This is a genomic window from Brucella tritici (genome assembly GCF_008932295.1).
In the GTDB taxonomy this organism is placed as follows: domain Bacteria; phylum Pseudomonadota; class Alphaproteobacteria; order Rhizobiales; family Rhizobiaceae; genus Brucella; species Brucella tritici.
This window is the reverse complement of record NZ_WBWA01000034.1, coordinates 23,526-43,143: the sequence shown is the minus strand read 5'-3', so window position 1 is coordinate 43,143 and position 19,618 is coordinate 23,526. Positions and strand designations below refer to the sequence as shown.

Sequence of the window (19,618 nt, the reverse complement as noted above, 5' to 3'; positions counted from 1 at the left end):
GACTGCTGGAAAAGCTAAGCGATTTGTTTACCATAACGCTTAAATCGCGTGGCGCGGATGCCACGCTGGTTGCTTAAGTAAACAGAATTTAACCGTGACGCTTGCTTGTATGGAAAAACCGGGTATGACGGTTGTATCTGTACGTGCTTTTCTGGGTTAATCGCCCCGGGGACAGAAAGAAACGAAGGTTCGGAAAGCCTATGACGGCAAGTTCTAAATTCTTTGGCGCCGCTTCTGCGCTCGCCATGTCAGTGGCTCTTGTGGCTTCGGGTACTGCTGCACTCTCGCTGGCTTCGGTTAATGTTGCCGAGGCTGCTGTCGTTAGCCGTATCGAGGTACGCGGTAATACACGCGTCGACGCACAGTCCATCCGTGACAACATCGATATTCGTCCGGGCAAGGCCTTCACCAGCGCTGATATTGATGCTGCGGTGAAGCGTCTGTTCGCGATGGGTCTGTTCTCGGATGTTCGCATCAATCAGTCCGGCAGCACGCTCGTCGTGAATGTTTCTGAGCGTTCCGTCGTCAATAACGTCCTTTTCCAGGGCAACAAGAAGATCAAGGATCCTGATCTTACTCGTGCTGTTCAACTCAAGCCGCGTTCGCCTTACGACGCAGCGACCATGGAAGCTGACGTTGAAGCCATCAAGGGAGCCTATGCACATATCGGGCGCAGTGATGCGACTGTAAATGCGCGCACGGTTGATCTTGGTCAGGGACGTGTAAACGTCGTCTATGAAATCAATGAAGGCTCGCGCACGAAGATCGCAAATGTCGATTTCGTCGGCAATCAGGCATTCAGTGCCCGCCGTCTGCGCGACGTGATCTCGACCAAGCGTTCGAATCCGCTTTCGTGGCTGACGCGTAACGACGTTTATGATGAAGGTCGTCTTCAGGCTGACGAGGAAACGCTCCGTCGTTTCTATTACAATCGCGGCTATGCGGATTTCCGTGTCATCTCGTCGAATGCGGTTCTTGATCCTTCAACGAACGAATACACGATCACCATCACGGTTGATGAAGGTCAGCGTTATACGTTTGGCAATGTAAGCGTCGAGAGCAACGTTGACGGTGTTGATGGGCAGGCTCTGGATCATCTGGTCAAGACCCGCTCGGGCAAGCCTTACAGCGCCAAGGAAATCGAAGATTCGGTTCTTGCTGTTACTGAAAATGTTGCCGGTAGCGGTTACGCTTTCGCCAAGGTTGAGCCACGTGGTGATCGCGATTTCGACAATCATACAATCTCGGTCGTTTATAGTGTTGACGAGGGTCCGCGCGCTTACATTCAGCGCATTGAAATCCGCGGCAACGACAAGACCCGTGACTTCGTGATTCGTCGCGAGTTCGACATGAATGAAGGCGATGCTTTCAATCAGGTTATGGTGCAGCGTGCGAAGCGACGTCTCGAAGCGCTTGACTTCTTCCAGACAGTCAATATCTCGACTGCGCCGGGCTCGGAGCCGGATCAGGTCATTCTGGTAGTTGATGTCGTCGAAAAGTCGACGGGTGAATTCTCGATCGGTGGCGGCTACACGACTGGCGGTGAATCTCCAGGTGCACAGGTTGAAGCTGCTATCACTGAGCGTAACTTCCTCGGACGTGGCCAGTACATCCGTATTAGTGCGGGTGCCGGTCAGGACGATATGCGCAATTACGGCCTGTCGTTCACCGAGCCATATTTCCTCGGATACCGTCTCTCGGCTGGTTTCGATGTGTTCCGCCGTTCGTACCGTGTGAACGACGATTACGACGTTGAACAGACCGGTGGTACGATTCGTTTTGGTCTGCCAATTACAGACAATTTCTCGGCCGGTATTGCGTATAATCTGGTTCAGGAAAAGTATGATCTCTTCCGTCCGGACAGAGAGACGTACTATGCGCCAGCGCTGTTGGAGGCGGCTGAAAATAGCCCGTGGATTCGTTCTTCGATCAGTTATTCGCTGACCTACAACTCCATTGATGACATGAAGAACCCACATGATGGTCTTTATGGCAAGTTCACGCAGGAGTTTGCCGGTCTGGGTGGTGATGCGAAGTACATCAAGACGACCGCCAAGGCTAACTACTACAAGACGCTTTCTCAGGAAGCCGATATCGTCGGTATGCTGGGCGTCGGTGGTGGTTATATCCATGAGTTTGGTAACGACGGTGTTCGCATCTTCGATTTGTTCAAGAATAATTCGGACATCATTCGCGGCTTCAAGTTCAACGGCATAGGCCCATATCAGGACGCTCTGGACGGCAGACGTTACTGGTTGGGCGGTACGACCTATTTCAACGGTACGGCAGAAGTTCAGTTCCCGATGCCGCTCGTTCCGGAAAGCCTTGGTATCCGTGGCGCTCTGTTCGCGGATGCGGCAACGCTTTACGGTAACAATACCGATGGTGCTCTCGGCGACGACAAGAAGCTTCGCGCTTCGGCAGGTGTGAGCTTGATGTGGGCTTCTCCGTTCGGTCCGCTACGCTTTGACTATGCGTTCCCGATCGCGAAGGCTGATACCGACAAGGTTCAGAACTTCAACTTCGGTGTTTCGACCAAGTTCTAATAGATTTGCCTTTTCCCGGGGTGTAACAACCTCGGGGAAGAAAGTGTTTTGATGGCAGATCCTGTTTTTTTCGCGCCTTCGCGTGAACTCACGATTGGCGATGTAGCTGATTTCACCGGTGCAAGACTTCGTGATCCGAAGCTTGCACCGCGTTCTGTTGCGCGTCTATCTTCTCTTAAAGATGCTGCTGATGGTTCTCTTGTTTTTGTTGAAGGCAAGAAGAACGCGGACAGTCTCTCCTCGATCAATGCTGCAGGTGTACTGTGCACGGAATCCGTGCTGGACAGTGTACCGTCGCATATAGCTGCGCTCGTTACGCGAAATCCGCAGCGAGACTTTGCGTCGGTCGGTCGGATGCTGTTTCCAGCCTCGGTCAGACCTGTCAGCTGGTTTGGAGAAACAGGCGTTTCTCCAGCAGCGATTATTCACCCGACTGCGCATATCGAAGATGGTGCAACCATTGAGGCGGGTGCGGTTATCGGCAAGGGTGTAACTGTTGGAAGTGGTACGCTGATTGCCTCAACGGCGGTTATTGGCGAAGGCAGCCAGATTGGTCGTAACAGCTATATTGCACCGGGCGTGACCGTCCAGTGTGCGTTTATTGGCAACCAGGTTTCGCTTCATCCAGGTGTGCGAATTGGACAAGACGGTTTCGGTTACGTTCCAGGTCCAGCCGGTTTGGAGAAAGTTCCCCAGCTTGGCAGAGTCATTATACAGGACAATGTCGAAATTGGTGCGAATGCGACGATTGACCGTGGCTCGTTGAACGATACCGTTATTGGTGAAGGTACTAAGATCGATAATCTCGTCCAGATCGCTCACAACGTGCGAATCGGTCGTTTTTGTATCGTTGCAGCTCATTGCGGCATCTCAGGTAGCTGTGTCATTGGTGACCAGACGATGCTGGGTGGACGTGTAGGACTTGCCGACCATTTGATTATCGGCTCGCGCGTGCAAATTGCCGCTGCGAGCGGTGTTATGAATGACATACCCGATGGTGAGCGATGGGGTGGTATTCCAGCGCGGCCTATCAAGCAGTGGTTCCGTGATATTGCGAACATTCGCAGCATGGGGCAATCGAGAAAGGAGCAATCCTCTGATGAGTGATGCAAATCAGTCCAAGCTGGAAGCAGCGGATATCCAGGATCTTCTGGCAGTGTTGCCGCATCGCTATCCATTTTTGCTGATCGACCGGATTGTTGATATTGACGGTGACGTCTCAGCAACCGGCATCAAGAATGTGACGATCAATGAGCCGCATTTTACTGGGCATTTCCCTGAAAAGCCGATCATGCCGGGTGTATTAATCGTGGAGGCCATGGCGCAGACGGCAGGTGCTATTTCTCTGCTTCAGCGCAAGACTGGACGTCCCGGTGTTGTTTATTTCATGACCATAGATAATGCGAAATTCCGTCGCCCGGTCATACCGGGAGATAGACTTTTGCTTCACGTAAAGAAGATCAAGCAACGCGCAAATATTTCCAAATATGAATGCATCGCCGAGGTCGACGGTGTAAAGGTTGCGGAAGCTGAAGTCGCTGCAATGATCAGCACAGCTGAAGAAAGCCAGTGAGCATATCAATGAAAGAAACAATCATTCACCCCACCGCTCTCGTAGAGCCGGGTGTGGAACTGGGGCAGGGTGTGTCTGTCGGCCCCTTCTGTCATATTCAGTCTGGCGCCGTCATCGGCGACAATTCGGAACTGATGAGCCACGTCGTTGTAACCGGCGCGACGACGCTTGGTGCAGGCGCGAAGGTTTATCCACACGCTGTTCTCGGTTGCGATCCGCAAAATAACAAGCACAAGGGCGGTCCTACCAAGCTGAACATTGGCGCAAACTGCCTGATCCGCGAAGGCGTGACCATGCACAGAGGGTCCGACAGCGCGCGGGGCTACACGTCGATCGGCGATAATTGTTCGTTTCTGGCCTACGCCCATGTGGCGCATGATTGCGACATCGGCGATCACGTTACATTCTCTAACAATGTGATGATCGGTGGTCATACGACGATCGGACATCATGCGATTCTGGGCGGTGGCGCCGCCATCCATCAGTTTGTGCGCATTGGGCATCACGCATTTGTTGGCGGCATGGCTGCCGTTGTGAGCGATCTCATTCCTTACGGAATGGCGATTGGCGTGCACGCTCATCTCGGTGGACTGAACATTGTCGGCATGAAGCGTTCCGGTATGGAGCGCAAAGAGATTCATAATCTCCGTCATGCAGTTCGGATGCTGTTCGACCGTTCAAAGCCAATTCGGGACCGTGCAAAAGACGTTCTGATTGCGATACCGGATTCTCCGGCTGTCATTGACATGATCGATTTCATCAATGTCGATACCAAGCGCGCCTACTGCACACCGCCGCTCGATGCGGTGCACGGCGGATCCGGGCATGACGGCGACGAAGATTGAGGAACAAACAGCGCGTCTCGCAGATAATGCGGGACGCGTGGCTGTTATTGCCGGCAATGGCTTGCTGCCGATCAGTGTGGCGGACGCCCTTGCGGCTGCTGGACAAAGCCCTTTCCTCGTGCCGCTGCGAGGGGAAGCCGATCCGGTACTTTACAAGTATGAGCATCAGGAAATCTCTATCGTAGAGTTTGCAAAACTCGTGCGGTCGATGAAAGCTGCCGGTGTAGAGCGGGTTGTCCTTGCGGGAGGGGTGACCAGCAGACCTCATATTAGCGATCTGAAGTTCGACTGGCCTACATTGCGCGCGGTTCCTTATGTGTTGCGTGCGTTGGGGCAAGGCGACGATGCGCTGCTGCGGGCATTTATCGGTCTGCTGGAATCCTTTGGTTTCAAAGTCGTAGGTGCCCACGAAGTCGTCCCGGATCTGCTTTCTCCATCACCGGCCCAAGCGCTTACCCGCACCGCGCCAGATGCCAGAGAGCGTCATAATCTTGAACTCGCGATGGAAGCTGCGCTTCGATTGGGGGATCTCGATGTCGGGCAGGGCGCAGTTGCAGTTGGCGGACGTGTCGTGACGCTGGAAGGGGCTGAAGGCACAGACCAAATGATTGAGCGTGTACGTGAGTTGCGTGTAGCTGGCCGCATACCGCGTCGTGGTGGCGTTCTGGTCAAGATGGCTAAGCCGAAGCAGGACGAAAGAGCCGATCTCCCAACTATTGGAATTTCGACAGTTGATAACGCCGCGAAGGCGGGATTATCAGGAATAGCGGTTGAGGCGGGCAGGACATTCATTCTAGGCTTCGGCGAAACCATCGCGGCAGCCAATGAGAAGGGCCTGTTCATAGAGACTGTCAGTCGCGAGCGAAAGGATATCAGGAAGTGAGCACCACCAGCCGGCCATTGAAAATAGCAATCGTGGCCGGTGAAGAATCCGGTGATCTTCTTGGTGCCGATCTGATTGATGCTCTGCGAAGCCAGACTGACCGGCTGGTTGATATCGTCGGTGTTGGCGGGGATCACCTCGCGGCTAGGGGGATGACATCCTTCTTTGACCCGCACGAGATTGCGCTTATGGGGCTCGGTGCAATTCTGAAGAACTTGCCGGGGCTAATGCGGCGTATCGGCCAGACTGCGCGGCGCATCGTTGCTGAGAAGCCGGACTGCGTTCTTCTGATTGACAGCCCCGAGTTTACCCATCGTGTTGCCCAGAAGATCAGGGCTGCTAATCCATCAATTCCTATTGTGAAATATATAGCGCCGAGTGTCTGGGCCTGGCGTCCGCAACGCGCCAGGGCGATGAAGGCCTATTTCGACCATGTGCTGACTATTCTTCCGTTTGAAGTCGAGGTTATGCAGAGGCTAAGCGGGCCGAGTGCCACTTACGTCGGGCACCGCCTTTCCAGTTATGAGCCGATATTGCAGGCGCGGGCTGAGCAAAAAACGCTGGAAGCGCAACGAACCGATAGATCCAGGAAGACATTGCTTGTTTTACCGGGTTCACGTCGCACTGAAATCCAGTTGCTTATGGAGCCGTTCGGACAGGCTGTCGGAGAACTCGCGGCTCGTGTTGAAAAGCTCGATGTCGTTCTGCCGACTTTGCCGCGCATCGAGGAAATGGTGCGGGATTTTTCAAAGAACTGGGCTGTCAAACCGCTCATCGTCTTGGGCGATGAGGAAAAATGGAAAGCCTTTTCGAAAGCCGATGCGGCACTCGCTGCCTCTGGAACTGTGTCGCTGGAGCTGGCTCTATCGCGTATTCCAAGCGTACTTTCCTATAAAGCCGACTGGTTTGCGCGCAAGTTCTTGATGCCGAAGATTACGATCTGGAGTGCGGCCCTGCCAAATATTATCGCTGACGAACCGGTCGTGCCTGAGTATTTCAATGAGTTTGTCCGTCCGGGGATGCTTGCCCGCAGTCTAGAGCGGTTGATGCGGCCCGGATCAGCACGTCAGGCGCAACTGGACGGATTTGACAAAGTTGCGTCGATTATGGCGACGGAGCGACCTTCCGGCGAGATCGGCGCGCAGGTTATTCTGGAACTGGCTGGCGATACCAGAAACTGATTTCTCCTTTTGCTTGAAATGCTCAAGACGTAAAAAAAAACCGGTTGCTTTGACAACCGGGTTTTTCGTACACGTGATTGGTAGTTACTTGCGCTTTGCGAGCGGCACGTAATCGCGTTCGGCAGCGCCGGTATAGAGCTGGCGCGGACGGCCAATCTTTTGCTGCGGATCTTCGATCATTTCCTTCCACTGTGCGACCCAGCCGACGGTACGGGCGAGAGCAAAGAGAACAGTGAACATTTCGGTCGGGAAGCCGAGAGCCTTCAATGTGATGCCGGAGTAGAAGTCGATATTCGGGTAAAGCTTCTTCTCAATGAAGTATTCGTCCGTCAGGGCGATCTTTTCCAGTTCCATCGCAACGTCGAGCAACGGATCGTCCTTGATACCGAGTTCGCCCAGAACTTCATGGCAGGTCTTCTGCATGATCTTGGCGCGCGGATCGTAGTTCTTGTAGACGCGGTGGCCGAAGCCCATCAGGCGGAACGGATCGTTCTTGTCTTTTGCGCGGGCGATGAATTCTGGAATGCGGTCAACAGAGCCAATTTCCGCCAGCATGTTGAGTGCCGCTTCGTTTGCGCCGCCATGGGCAGGGCCCCAGAGACAGGCAACGCCGGCAGCGATACATGCAAATGGATTTGCGCCTGAAGAACCGGCGAGACGCACGGTCGAGGTCGAGGCGTTCTGCTCATGATCCGCGTGGAGGATGAAGATGCGGTCCATCGCGCGAGCCAGAACGGGGTTGACCTTGTAATCCTCGCACGGAACGCCAAAGCACATGTGCAGGAAGTTCGATGCGAAATCGAGGTCGTTCTTCGGATACATGAACGGCTGGCCGATATGGTATTTGTAGGCCATAGCAGCAAGCGTCGGAACCTTGGCGATCAGGCGGATGGAAGCGACCATACGCTGATGCGGGTCGGTGATGTCGGTCGAGTCATGATAGAAGGCCGACATTGCACCGACGCAACCGACCATCACAGCCATTGGATGGGCGTCACGACGGAAGCCCGTAAAGAACTTCGTCATCTGCTCGTGGATCATCGTGTGGCGCGTCACACGATAGTCGAAGTCAGACTTCTGGGTTGCAGTCGGCAATTCGCCGTAGAGAAGCAGATAGCAGGTTTCCAGGAAATCACCATGTTCGGCGAGCTGGTCGATCGGGTAACCGCGATAGAGCAGAGTGCCTTCATCGCCATCGATATAGGTGATCTTGGATTCGCACGATGCCGTGGACGTGAAGCCCGGATCGTAGGTGAACATTTGGGAATTCTTGTAGAGTGGACCGATATCAACGACGTCTGGTCCGACAGTGCCTTGTCGCACAGGCAGGTCGAATGTTTTGCCTTCTAGTGTAAAGCTGGCTGTCCTATCTGACATCGTGTTTCCTTTCATGTCCACTTTGCCGCCCGCACGACGGCAGAATTGTAATCGTCGTTATAATTTGTCTTTTATCTTTTGGCATGGTCCCCGGACTGCGGGTACCATCGGCGTTTCACGCATTATCCTAACGATTTTGCCCGTCAAACTATCCCAAACCGTTCGTGATGCAATGCGTAATTTGAACTATTTACGCCGGTTTTGTCACGTCAGCGTGAATGTTCCCACCTTAACCGATTTGATCGCGAACACGTCCAAGTGACTCTTCACGTCCAAGGACGAAAAGCACGTCAAATACACCCGGAGAGGTAGCGCGACCGGTCAAGGCTGCGCGTAGGGGCTGTGCAATCTTGCCCAGTTTCAGTCCGGTTTTCTCTGCGTGAGTCCTTACGACGGCATCAAGAGATTCAACGGTCCATTCGTCTGCTGCTTCCAGATCCGGGAGTACGGATTTGAGCACGGTACGGCCTTCCTCATTCAGGAGTGAGGCGGCTTTCTCATCAAGGTCGAGCGGACGGGTAGCGAAGATGAATTTCGATCCGTCAGCAAGTTCCACCAAGGTTTTGGCACGATCTTTCAGACCAGGCATAGCGGCAAGTAATTGCGCGCTTCGCGTATCGTCCAGAGCAGCGGCAATTTCATTGCCGCCTTCGATTTCCGGCAAAACTGCGATGAGCGCATCATAAAGTGCCTTGTCGTCGCTGGCGCGCATATAGACGCCATTGATTGCCTCGAGCTTCTGAAAATCGAAGCGAGCCGCACCCTTGTTGATATCCTTCACGTCGAACCATTCGATCATCTGTTCAGTCGACATGATTTCGTCGTCGCCATGGCTCCAGCCGAGACGCACAAGGTAGTTGCGCAGGGCTGCAGGCAAATAGCCCATCGCACGGTAGGCATCCACACCCAAAGCGCCATGTCGTTTGGAAAGTTTTGCACCGTCCGCACCATGAATGAGGGGGATATGCGACATTTGCGGCACATCCCAGCCCATTGCATCATAGATGACAGTCTGTCGAGCGGCATTGGTCAGATGATCGTCGCCGCGAATGATGTGCGTCACACCCATATCGTGATCGTCGACAACGACCGCATGCATATAAGTCGGCGTACCATCGGAACGCAGAATGATGAAATCGTCCAGATCCTTGTTCGGGAAACGCACATCGCCTTGCACTGCATCCTGCACGAGGGTCTCGCCTTCCTGCGGTGCCTTGATCCGAATGACTGGCTTCACACCTGCAGGCGCTTCGGACGGGTCACGATCACGCCAGCGACCGTCATAACGCGGGGGGCGGCCTTCGGCCCGTGCTTTCTCGCGCATTTCTTCGAGTTCTTCCGGCGTTGCATAGCAATAATATGCCTTGCCGAGAGCAACGAGTTCTTCCGCTACTTCGCGATGGCGAGGCGCGCGCTCGAACTGCGAGATGGCATCGCCGTCCCAGTCCAGACCCAGCCAGGTCAGGCCATCGAGAATGGCAGCCGTTGCGGCGTCTGTGGAACGTTCCCGGTCGGTGTCTTCGATGCGCAGCAGCATCTTGCCGCCTGTGTGCTTGGCATAGAGCCAGTTGAATAAGGCAGTGCGCGCACCACCAATGTGCAGATACCCCGTGGGCGAGGGGGCAAAACGGGTAACAACCGGTTTCGACATGATAGCTCCACTATGTCGTGCGCCTTTTTAGAGCAGCGGCAAATGCCGGAGACACAGGCGCGAACTTGAATTCCAATGCCTGCACGAGACTGTCCGGCAGGTAATCGCGGTTCGCTATGCGAACCCACTCGATTTCGGCTGCGGTTCATGTAGCATAGGCAGCAATGTGCGCAAGGGCTTCACGCTGCTTTCGCACGAATGTGCCGTCGTTCTTTCGGGGTATTCCGGCGGTTTGGACCAACTTTTGCGGTCAGGCGGGGGCATGACAGGCATCAGGGAAGCGAGCGATGCAAACGAACGGGCGCTTGTGAAAAGCATGCCCGACGGTTTGGTGCGCGCTCTGTTGCCAGAGGTCTGGCCTCAGGATGAAACCGGGCTTTCGGTAAATTCACCGCCGGTCAAGCCGTCTGCGCCGACCCTGTATGAACGGTTCCTTTCTATACCGTCGGTCTCGGGCAGGCAGTTTAAGGCAGCGGTCGAAACTGAGGCGGGACGCGGCGTATACTTTCTTTTGCTGCCAGTTTTTGCTGGTATTGGCGCAATTATCTATTTCACGCTTTCATTCGAGCCTGCATGGACACCGCTTTTGTCCATGCTCGGGATCGCCGTAATATTGCGGTTTTTGACGCGCAGGCAATTCGCTGCTGCGCAAGGCGTGACATTGATAGTCGCTCTGCTGGCAGGGGTGTTGGCCGGCAAATGGGAGACGGAACGCCGTTCGACACCGATGCTAGGTTCCGATGTGGCGACGCGCGTAACGGGCCGGGTTGTCGCGCTTGAATATCAGGATAATGGAAGCTGGCGGATAACGCTTGATGTGCTTCAGACAGAGCGTCCAAAACTCCGTTTTCCACCCAAGCGTATTCGGATCAATGCGAGGGACATACCTGCGTCAACTGCCATCGGCGGCGGACTGACAGGTTTTGTTCGATTGCGTACCCCTTCAGGTCCGGTTCGTCCCGGCAATTATGACTTTTCGTTCCACGCCTATTTCAATGGCATTGGTGCCAACGGGTTCTTTCTCGGAACACCCAAAGTGACGATGGTTTCTCCGCCAGATGAACTGACTGCGGAAATTTCCCAATGGATTGCCATGTTGCGTGTTCGGGTGTCTGAACGAATCGAGGAAGTGATAGGTGGGGAGGATGGCAGTGTCGCCTCAGCACTTGTCGCAGGCACGCGGGCGGGGATTAGCGAGCAGACGAACGAAGATCTGCGCAAGGCGGGGCTTGCACATATCTTGTCGATTTCCGGTTTGCATATGGCGCTTGCAGCCGGAGTCGTCATGCTGTCACTGAGGTCTCTCTTCGCGCTGTTTCCGGCGTTTAGCGTGCGGCATCCCGTGAAGAAATACGCGGCATTTCTCTCCTTGCTAAGCTGTACCTTCTATCTTGCCATGTCCGGTGCGGATGTTGCTGCACAACGAAGCTATGTGATGATTGCGGTCATGCTTGGGGCCCTGCTGGTGGACCGTGCGGCCATCAGCATGCGCAATCTGGCTATTGCGGCTCTCGCCATGATTGCCATTTCCCCTCACGAGATATTGGGGCCAAGTTTTCAAATGTCATTCTCTGCCACGGCGGCATTGATTGCCGGTTACGCCGGGTGGAGTGAGTACAACAGAAACAGGCACATTGGCACAGAAAAGCGTGCCAAGGCTCCTCATGGCTTTGCTGGTAGAATTCTGAAACCAGTCACGGCAGCAGCAGGAACTTCTCTCATAGCGGGATTGGCCAGCGGAATTTTTGCCGCTTATCATTTCAACAATACTGCGCCGTTCGGTCTGGTGGGAAATGTTCTTGCCGAGCCTGTAATCGCTATTCTCGTCATGCCGTTTGCCGTTTTCAGTCTCGTGTTGATGCCAGTGCAGCTTGACTGGGTGCCCTTGCAGGTCATGGGCTGGGGGATTTGGGCCGTTAGAAACATTGCTGCCTTCGTTGCAACTTGGTCGCCCGATGGTAATCCCGGAGCGATGCCCGCGCTTACACTTCTCCTCTGGACCGTTGTGCTCGTTCTGCTCGTTCTGCTTTCCACCAGACTGAAAGCGCTGGCACTGCCTTTCATCATCTTGGGACTGGTGGTTTTCGTTCGTGAACCTTTTCCAGATATCGTGGTCTCAGAAGACGCTAAACTGGTCGGGGTTCGATTGGCGGATGGGAGGTTCGCGGTGAATCGAAATCGACCGTCACAGTTTACGATCGACAATTGGAAAACCGCTTATCTGGTCGAGGAGTTCGTTTCGCCGCCTTCGGTTAAAAACGAGAAGCAGGCCAATTATAGCGGCTTCGAATGTGACGACGGATTGTGCACGATTACTTTGCGTGATGGTCGCACACTAGCCTATACCGCAGATGCGGCTATGCAGGAGATAGCCTGTAATATCGGGGATGTGGTTATTCTCGCCGTTCCGGGTAAGGACATTGCGTGCCGTCGCTCCGCAACGCTCAGTATCAGCAAGCGCGATCTGGCGCTGAAGGGGACAGTCGAGATCAGGCTTGGCGAAGGACAAGATGAAAGCCGATCTATTATGACTGTAGCGGGCGGGGCGAATGAAACTGTTAAGCCCGAACCGAGCCAGCTAATCTCCAATTTGCAGCCAGACGACCGAGTGACATATGCCGTCGACGTGCCGAGCCGTCCTTGGCATTTGCATCGCATCCATGCGCGTGCGGCACGCGGTTTGGCTGAACGCGAGTACAAGCCCAAATCCCGACCAGCCAAGAATGCAGCGATCTGTTCATCAGATGCCGACGACGACGCAAATCGCTGCGAATGACTTTCGAGCGCTTCCAGCTAAAACGGAACTATGAATATGCCTGATTTTTCTGCTTTACGTATATTCCTGCGCAGAGCAGCTTCACACTTTTCGTGATGCGCTCTAGTGGTCTGATTCCGACATTTGCATCCCTCGGATATGAGCGCTGAGCAAATGTTGGAATCAAAAAGACCACTAGCAACTTTATGAATCTAATGGATTTTTCAAATTTGACGTTTGAAACGGGATTGATATCGGAAGAGTCTCAAACGTCAAATTCAATCCACTAGTAGCGGCGGATCAGGCCGACAAGCTTGCCTTGAACCCGGACTCGGTCGGGGCCGAAGATCCGTGTTTCATAGGCAGGGTTGGCTGCTTCGAGAGCAATAGATGCGCCCTTACGACGGAAGCGCTTCAACGTGGCCTCTTCGTCATCGACGAGAGCGACTACGATTTCACCCGGATTCGCGGATTCGCCGCGCTTGATGATGACCGTGTCTCCGTCGAAAATTCCCGCATCAATCATTGAGTCGCCTCGGACCTCAAGCGCGTAATGCTCGCCCGCGCCGATCATTTCGGGTGGAAGGCTGAGGGAATGAGTCTGATTCTGAATCGCGGAGATAGGTACACCAGCAGCAATTCGCCCCATAACCGGTACGGATACAGTTCCGGTCGTGTCGTCATTCGTAGCCACAGGGGCAGGGCGCGACGGTGGCGGCGGGGCTTTGCCCAGGCTGCCTTCGATAACGCTGGGAGCGAACTTCTTTTGTGAATTGAGCCCGGGAGCGATGGAATCCGGCAGACGCAACACCTCAAGTGCGCGTGCCCGGTTTGGCAAACGGCGAATGAAGCCACGCTCTTCCAGAGCGGTAATCAGACGATGAATACCCGATTTTGAAGCCAGATCGAGCGCCTCCTTCATTTCGTCGAAAGATGGCGGAATGCCCGTTTCTTTCAGACGTTCATGAATGAACAGCAGAAGCTCGTGCTGTTTACGGGTTAACATGCGCGACACCCTCCCGGCCAAGAATCGAGAAAAACAAAACCAGAACGAACACTATATGTTCCAGTCTTGTTCTGCAATGGTTTTAAAACCATTAACGCTCAAGGTGAGATTGAACGGAATGTTTCAGGACGGGGCAATCACTGACACGACACTTTAGTGCCTGATCTGAATAAGATATATTTTAGCATGAGTTAGATCGATTTTCTCATGCTTTAGTGGGAGCCGAGATTCATACTCAATCTATAGCATGAGGACACGACAATCATCCCCGATTGCGGCCTCTGGAGCATTCTCGTCCCTGATGAGAAGTGCTTTCGAGCCGACGAGAGCGGAAAGCATAGACGAATCCTGGAGTGGAAACGGCTTTGCGATCAGCGTTCCGTCCGGACCTGATTCGATGGTAGCTCTAATATAGTCGCGGCGATGATCGTTTGCAGACAGGGCAGTACCCAGCTTTGCTGGTCGAATATCCGCATCAAGGCTGGTTCCGGCAAGCTTGGCCACAAGAGGACGGAGAAAAACAAGGCTGCAGACGAGGCTTGAAACAGGATTACCCGGCAGGCCGATGACATGGACGATCTTGCCGTTCTTTTCGATGCGTCCATACATCAGGGGTTTTCCGGGTCGCATGGCGATCTTCCAGAAGTCGAGATTGACGCCCAGTTTCTGCAATGCGCCATGCACAAAATCCCGGTCGCCGACGGAAGCGCCGCCGATAGTCACCAGAATGTCGATGCCGCTTTGCAGGCCATCGGCGATTGCCTGTTCGATTTTGGCGGGATCATCTGGAATGATCCCCTTATCTTGTGGCGTTCCGCTGGCTCGCCTTACGATCTCGGCAATTCCCACACTGTTCGATGCAACAATCTGGTCTTTTCCGGGTATTTGACCGGGAGGAACAAGCTCATCACCAGTCGCAATAATTGCCACTTTTGGCTTTTGGAATACGCCGATCTTCGCATTACCGCTGGCCGCTGCCAGCGACAGTGCAGCGGCGTCCAACTCACGCCCGCTCGGAATGACGATACTGCCGGGCGAAAAATCGAGGCCCGCGCGGCGTATATGCCGTCCTGGCTCTATTCCTTCGTGAACGGTTAGCCGGTTGCCAAAACGCTCAGTGTGCTCCTGAATGACAATTGTGTCCGTGCCTGTGGGCAGTGGCGCGCCGGTAAAAATGCGAACTGCCTGTCCAACCCCTAATTCGCCTTCGAAGCGATTACCTGCGGCCGATTCGCCGATGATATCGAACTTAACGGGATAAGAGATGTCGTTTGGTGCGATCAGGGCGTAACCGTCCATGGCCGACCCGTCGAAAGGCGGCTGCAGAAAATGTGCTAATACAGATGTTGCAACTACACGCCCACCCGCATCTGACAAAGCGACTTGTTCTGTGCCGTGCGGCTCTGCGGATTTCAGGATGCGGGCCAGAGCTTCATCGACGGGGAGAAGGGACATGGCGTTTCCTCTCGAACTGAATTGTAGACCCGTCTAGATCATGGAATCCGTGCGGAACAATTGATCCAGCGCAAAGTTTAGCGGTTTATGCCTTCCAGTTACCTGACTTGCCGCCGCTCTTTTCGGTAACACGGATCCCGCCGATCTCCATATGCTTGTCGACGGCTTTGGCCATGTCGTAGATCGTAAGACACGTGACTGAAACAGCGGTGAGGGCTTCCATTTCCACGCCGGTACGTCCCTTGAGCTTGGCGAGTGCGCGAACGCGCAAGCCAGGCAGTGCCTGATCCGGCTCAATCTCGACAGCTACTTTGGTCAGCATCAGCGAATGGCAGAGGGGAATCAGGTCGGCGGTCTTTTTGGCCGCCATGATGCCCGCCAGACGCGCCGTGCCGATGACGTCGCCCTTCGCGGCATTGCCTTCCAGAATGAGCGCCAGCGTTTCCGACTTCATTTTGACCGATCCTTCGGCCATGGCTTGACGTTCCGTTTCGTCCTTGGCCCCAACATCCACCATATTGGCAGCGCCGGTCTGGTCGATATGCGTAAGCTTGGACGTCATTGTTCAAGCCTTGCCGATCAGAAGCTCGCGCGTCGCGGCTGCGACATCTGTCTTACGCATCAGGCTCTCGCCGATGAGGAACGTCTCGATCCCCGACTTCTCCAGACGCAGGCAATCTTCGTGTGTGAATATGCCGCTTTCACCAACCAGAATACGATCGGAAGGAGCTATCTTCGACAGGCGTTCGGAAACGGCCAGATCGACCTCGAATGTACGCAGATTGCGATTGTTAACGCCGAGCAGATGCGATGAAAGCTTCAATGCGCGTTCCATCTCGGCTTCGTCGTGCACCTCGATGAGTGCATCCATGCCGAGTTCGAATGCAGTATCTTCGAGCGCCTTCGCCAAATCATCATCGACGCTCGCCAGAATGATCAGAATGCAATCGGCACCCCAACTACGGGCTTCGTGTACCTGATAGGTATCGAACAGAAAATCCTTGCGTAGGGCAGGGAGACCGCAAGCGTTGCGAGCTGCCGTTAGAAATTCGGGTGCTCCTTGAAATGAAGGCGTGTCAGTCAAAACAGAGAGACATGCAGCACCACCGGCTTCATAGGCTTTTGCGAGTGCGGGCGGATCAAAATCAGGGCGGATCAGGCCTTTCGATGGACTTGCCTTCTTGATCTCGGCGATCAGCGCGAATTCGTTGGCGGCTCGTTTCGCTTCCAATGCCTTGAGGAAACCACGCGGCGCTTCCTGGTCCTGCGCTCGTGCCTTCAAATCAGCGACTGTGCGCTTGGCCTTTGCAGCGGCGATTTCTTCGCGCTTGTAAGTCTCGATTTTGCGCAGAATGTCAGTGGACATGACTTAATCCTTTCCGTCAGGCGGCCTTGTCGTTCGAAACGGCAATCACCTTCTGCAAAACAGCAAGTGCTGCACCACTGTCGATGGATTGCGCAGCGAGTGCGATGCCTTCTTTCAGATTTTCCGCTTTGCCAGAAATGACGAGCGCCGCGCCCGAATTGAGCAGAACGATATCTCGATAGGCGTTTTTCTCGCCTTCAAGCACACCCAGTAGAGCCTTGGCGTTTACCGAAGCCTCGCCGCCTTTCAGTTCTGCCGGATCGCAACGACGGAGTCCAACTTCTTCCGGTGTGATCTCAAAGGTGCGGATTTGACCGTTTTCGAGGGCAGCAACCTGTGTCGTGCCCGCGGTAGTCATTTCGTCGAGACCATCGCCATAGACAACCCAAGCCGCTTCGGAACCGAGTTCCTTGAGCACTTCAGCCAGCGGCACGAGCCATTGTGGAGCGAATACCCCGACAAGCTGACGCTTGACACTGGCCGGGTTGGAAAGAGGGCCAAGCAGATTGAAGATGGTGCGTGTGCCGAGTTCAACGCGGGAAGGGCCTACATGGCGCATGGCAGAATGGTGCATCGGCGCAAACATGAAGCCAAGACCGGCTTCTGTAATGCTGCGACCAATGATGCTCGCGTCTGCCTCGATATTGATACCGAGCGCGGCTAGCGCATCGGCTGCGCCGGAGCGGGAGGAGAGGGCGCGGTTGCCATGCTTGGCGACGGGAACACCCGCGCCAGCAACAACAAACGCCGAGCAGCTTGAGACGTTGTATGAGCCTGATTGATCACCACCGGTTCCAACAATATCGATAGCATTGTCGGGAGCGGAAACTCCCAACATACGCGAGCGCATGGAGGCAACGGCACCGGCGATTTCCGGCACGGTTTCACCGCGTACACGCAATGCCATCAGCAGTCCGCCGATTTGCGACGGCGTTGCCTGGCCCGACATCATGATGTCGAAGGCGGCCCTGGAATCCTCGAGCGAAAGCGGCTCTCCAGCAGCAGCTTTCGCAATATAAGGTTTTAGATCAGCCATTTTGAATGCCCACCATCCTTAAAACGCCAGAGCGTTGTTAATGACGGTCTGGTTTATCTTCACAGGGTACTGCTTCTGCAATTCGCCGACGAGCTGTTCGAGAACGTCATCCGAGAGTGACGTCGCCAGATACTTCTGCTGCTGTTCCGGAATAGCTTCCGGACCTGCTCCGGCAGGTTCGGTTACTTCAACAACCTTGAACAGGATCTGTGCATCATCCGAAGGCGCTGCGGCGCTGCCGGTCAGGCCATTTGCTCCACGGAAAATCTGCGCTGCGGCAGCCGTTCCGATATCGGCGTCGTTGGTGGTGCGAACAATACCACGCTTGGTCTGCTTCTCGACGCCCAGTTCTCCAGCGATTGCGTCGAGTGTCGCGCCGCCGTCAAGACGCTTCTTCAGCTCGTCTACACGCTGGTTAAGGCGCTTGACAGCCTCTTCGCCCTTCCACGCTGCTACAACCTTGTCCTTGACTTCGTCGAGCGTACGTTCACGTGCCGGAGTTACACCATCAATCTGGTACCAGAGATAGCCGACATTGCTCATGGTCAGGGCGTCGTTGTCGAAACCCTGATCAGCCTGGAAGGCCGCAGAAAGCAACGCTTCCGAGTTTGGCAACTGCACCGGATTACCGGAAGGATCGTTGCCCTCGGAATCGACGGCTTCCACCGTGACGGACTTGAGGCTCAGCTTCTTTGCCACATCAGCCATGGATGCGCCGTCGGAACGGTCCTGCTCATAGGAGTCATGAATGCCGCTGATGCTGCTTGCTGCGATATTGTTGGCAAGCGTGGTGCGAATTTCGCCTTCAACTTCGGCTTGTGGCTTCACATGAGCTGGTTCGATCTGCGTCACGCGCAGGATAACCGGACCGAAGCCGCCCTTCACGACCGGGCTGACACCGTTTTCCGCCAGTGCAAAAGCTGCGTCGGCAACTGCCTGATCAGGAATAGCCGATTTCTCAAACGTACCAAGCTTCAGGTCGTCTTCCGTTTTGCCCTGCTCCTTGCCGATGTCGGTGAAGCTCGTTCCAGCGGCAATTTTCTGCTGGGCAGCTTCGGCGGCGGCATCATCGGCAAAGCTCAATTGCTCGATGGTGCGCTTTTCGATCGTGCTGAAGCGGTCCTTGTTCTTTTCATGGTATTCGTTGATTTCGTCCTGCGTGACGGCGGACGGATCGGCAATATCGGCCGGTTCCAGCTTCACATAGGTTATTTTCCGGTATTCCGGCGCCTTGTACTCGTCCTTGTGCGCGTCAAAATAAGTCTTGAGTGCATCTTCGGACGGGGCAGGGACAGCATCGGCCTTTTCAGCCTGAATGGTCACATAGTCGGCGCTGCGGGTTTCCCGCTGATAAAGAGCCAGCGCCTTCAATGCTGCGTTTGGAAGTTTGATGCCGTCCGTTGCAGCTTCCACGATCTGCTGACGGCGGGCCACTTTCGCGCGATTGTCCAGGTAATCCTGCGCACGAATGCCGGACTGACGAAGAACCGCATCAAACTGCGCACGATTGAAGTTGCCGCTTGCATCATGGAAAGCCGGATCTTCACCAGTCAGTCGAGCAATTCCATCCTTGGAAAGGCCGAGCTGCATGTTGCGCGCACCTTCATCCAGAACCACACCGGCTGCGAGCTGAGCGAGCACTTGATTTTCGACACCGAGGGTTTTTGCCTGTTCGCGCGTCAAACGCTGGCGGAACTGTTGAGACAGGCGCATCATCTGCTGCTCATAAGCGAAACGATAATCAGTGGCGCTCACTTCGGAACCGCCAGCCGTCAAAGCGGCATTGCCTGACAGGCCACCGCGAAAGACATCGGAGATGCCCCAGATCGCAAAGCTCAGTACAAGCAGGCCAAGCAGAAGTTTGGCGACCCAGGATTGAGCGGCGGAACGCAGGCTGTCGAGCATTGGAAACCCTTCAAGAACAAATCGAGGCTCGGCTTTTAT

General features: G+C 54.6%; 15 protein-coding genes. 7 read left to right on the top strand and 8 right to left on the bottom strand.

Annotated features, from left to right (window positions below):
• Window positions 1-200 precede the first annotated feature (200 nt).
• The 6 genes from bamA to lpxB are packed head-to-tail and all read left to right on the top strand — an operon-like array spanning window position 201 to window position 7,028.
• Entirely contained in the window at window positions 201-2,546 is a 2,346-nt protein-coding gene (gene bamA / locus F9K91_RS23030) for an outer membrane protein assembly factor BamA (RefSeq protein ID WP_151678829.1), read from the top strand.
• 51 nt (window positions 2,547-2,597) lie between these two features.
• Window positions 2,598-3,653, top strand: a complete 1,056-nt coding sequence (gene lpxD / locus F9K91_RS23025) for a UDP-3-O-(3-hydroxymyristoyl)glucosamine N-acyltransferase (protein ID WP_151678833.1) — start codon at window positions 2,598-2,600, stop codon at window positions 3,651-3,653.
• The gene (gene fabZ, locus F9K91_RS23020; RefSeq protein WP_151556460.1) at window positions 3,646-4,119 is read left to right on the top strand and encodes a 3-hydroxyacyl-ACP dehydratase FabZ; all 474 of its coding nucleotides are present in this window, start codon (window positions 3,646-3,648) and stop codon (window positions 4,117-4,119) included. The genes lpxD and fabZ overlap by 8 nt, the downstream gene beginning before the upstream one ends.
• Before the next feature lie 8 nt (window positions 4,120-4,127).
• The gene (gene lpxA, locus F9K91_RS23015; protein ID WP_151678828.1) at window positions 4,128-4,964 is read left to right on the top strand and encodes an acyl-ACP--UDP-N-acetylglucosamine O-acyltransferase; all 837 of its coding nucleotides are present in this window, start codon (window positions 4,128-4,130) and stop codon (window positions 4,962-4,964) included.
• Window positions 4,945-5,847: an LpxI family protein gene (locus F9K91_RS23010; protein ID WP_151556462.1), complete on the top strand. Its 903-nt coding sequence runs from the start codon at window positions 4,945-4,947 to the stop codon at window positions 5,845-5,847. The genes lpxA and F9K91_RS23010 overlap by 20 nt, the downstream gene beginning before the upstream one ends.
• Window positions 5,844-7,028, top strand: coding sequence for a lipid-A-disaccharide synthase (gene lpxB / locus F9K91_RS23005; protein ID WP_151678827.1), 1,185 nt, complete (start codon window positions 5,844-5,846; stop codon window positions 7,026-7,028). Before F9K91_RS23010 ends, lpxB begins: the two co-directional genes overlap by 4 nt.
• Window positions 7,029-7,112: 84 nt before the next feature.
• On the opposite strand, the gene gltA is transcribed toward lpxB, so the two are convergent.
• A complete protein-coding gene (gltA, locus tag F9K91_RS23000) occupies window positions 7,113-8,405 on the bottom strand; it encodes a citrate synthase (RefSeq protein ID WP_061346486.1) in 1,293 nt (430 codons plus the stop codon).
• Window positions 8,406-8,634: 229 nt separating this feature from the next.
• Window positions 8,635-10,056: a glutamate--tRNA ligase gene (gltX, locus tag F9K91_RS22995; RefSeq protein WP_151678826.1), complete on the bottom strand. Its 1,422-nt coding sequence runs from the start codon at window positions 10,054-10,056 to the stop codon at window positions 8,635-8,637.
• 262 nt (window positions 10,057-10,318) lie between these two features.
• Between gltX and F9K91_RS22990 the strand changes: the two genes are divergently transcribed.
• Window positions 10,319-12,832, top strand: a complete 2,514-nt coding sequence (locus tag F9K91_RS22990; protein ID WP_151678825.1) for a ComEC/Rec2 family competence protein — start codon at window positions 10,319-10,321, stop codon at window positions 12,830-12,832.
• Between the two features lie 265 nt (window positions 12,833-13,097).
• On the opposite strand, the gene lexA is transcribed toward F9K91_RS22990, so the two are convergent.
• The 6 genes from lexA to F9K91_RS22960 form a co-directional block, all read right to left on the bottom strand.
• A complete protein-coding gene (gene lexA, locus F9K91_RS22985) occupies window positions 13,098-13,817 on the bottom strand; it encodes a transcriptional repressor LexA (protein WP_151556466.1) in 720 nt (239 codons plus the stop codon).
• 240 nt (window positions 13,818-14,057) lie between these two features.
• Window positions 14,058-15,272: a molybdopterin molybdotransferase MoeA gene (locus F9K91_RS22980; RefSeq protein ID WP_151678824.1), complete on the bottom strand. Its 1,215-nt coding sequence runs from the start codon at window positions 15,270-15,272 to the stop codon at window positions 14,058-14,060.
• A gap of 85 nt (window positions 15,273-15,357) precedes the next feature.
• The gene (moaC, locus tag F9K91_RS22975; RefSeq protein ID WP_151556468.1) at window positions 15,358-15,834 is read right to left on the bottom strand and encodes a cyclic pyranopterin monophosphate synthase MoaC; all 477 of its coding nucleotides are present in this window, start codon (window positions 15,832-15,834) and stop codon (window positions 15,358-15,360) included.
• 3 nt (window positions 15,835-15,837) lie between these two features.
• The gene (trpC, locus tag F9K91_RS22970) at window positions 15,838-16,638 is read right to left on the bottom strand and encodes an indole-3-glycerol phosphate synthase TrpC (RefSeq protein WP_151678823.1); all 801 of its coding nucleotides are present in this window, start codon (window positions 16,636-16,638) and stop codon (window positions 15,838-15,840) included.
• Between the two features lie 16 nt (window positions 16,639-16,654).
• Window positions 16,655-17,674: an anthranilate phosphoribosyltransferase gene (trpD, locus tag F9K91_RS22965; protein ID WP_151678822.1), complete on the bottom strand. Its 1,020-nt coding sequence runs from the start codon at window positions 17,672-17,674 to the stop codon at window positions 16,655-16,657.
• 18 nt (window positions 17,675-17,692) lie between these two features.
• A complete protein-coding gene (locus tag F9K91_RS22960; RefSeq protein WP_151678821.1) occupies window positions 17,693-19,579 on the bottom strand; it encodes a peptidyl-prolyl cis-trans isomerase in 1,887 nt (628 codons plus the stop codon).
• Window positions 19,580-19,618 lie beyond the last annotated feature (39 nt).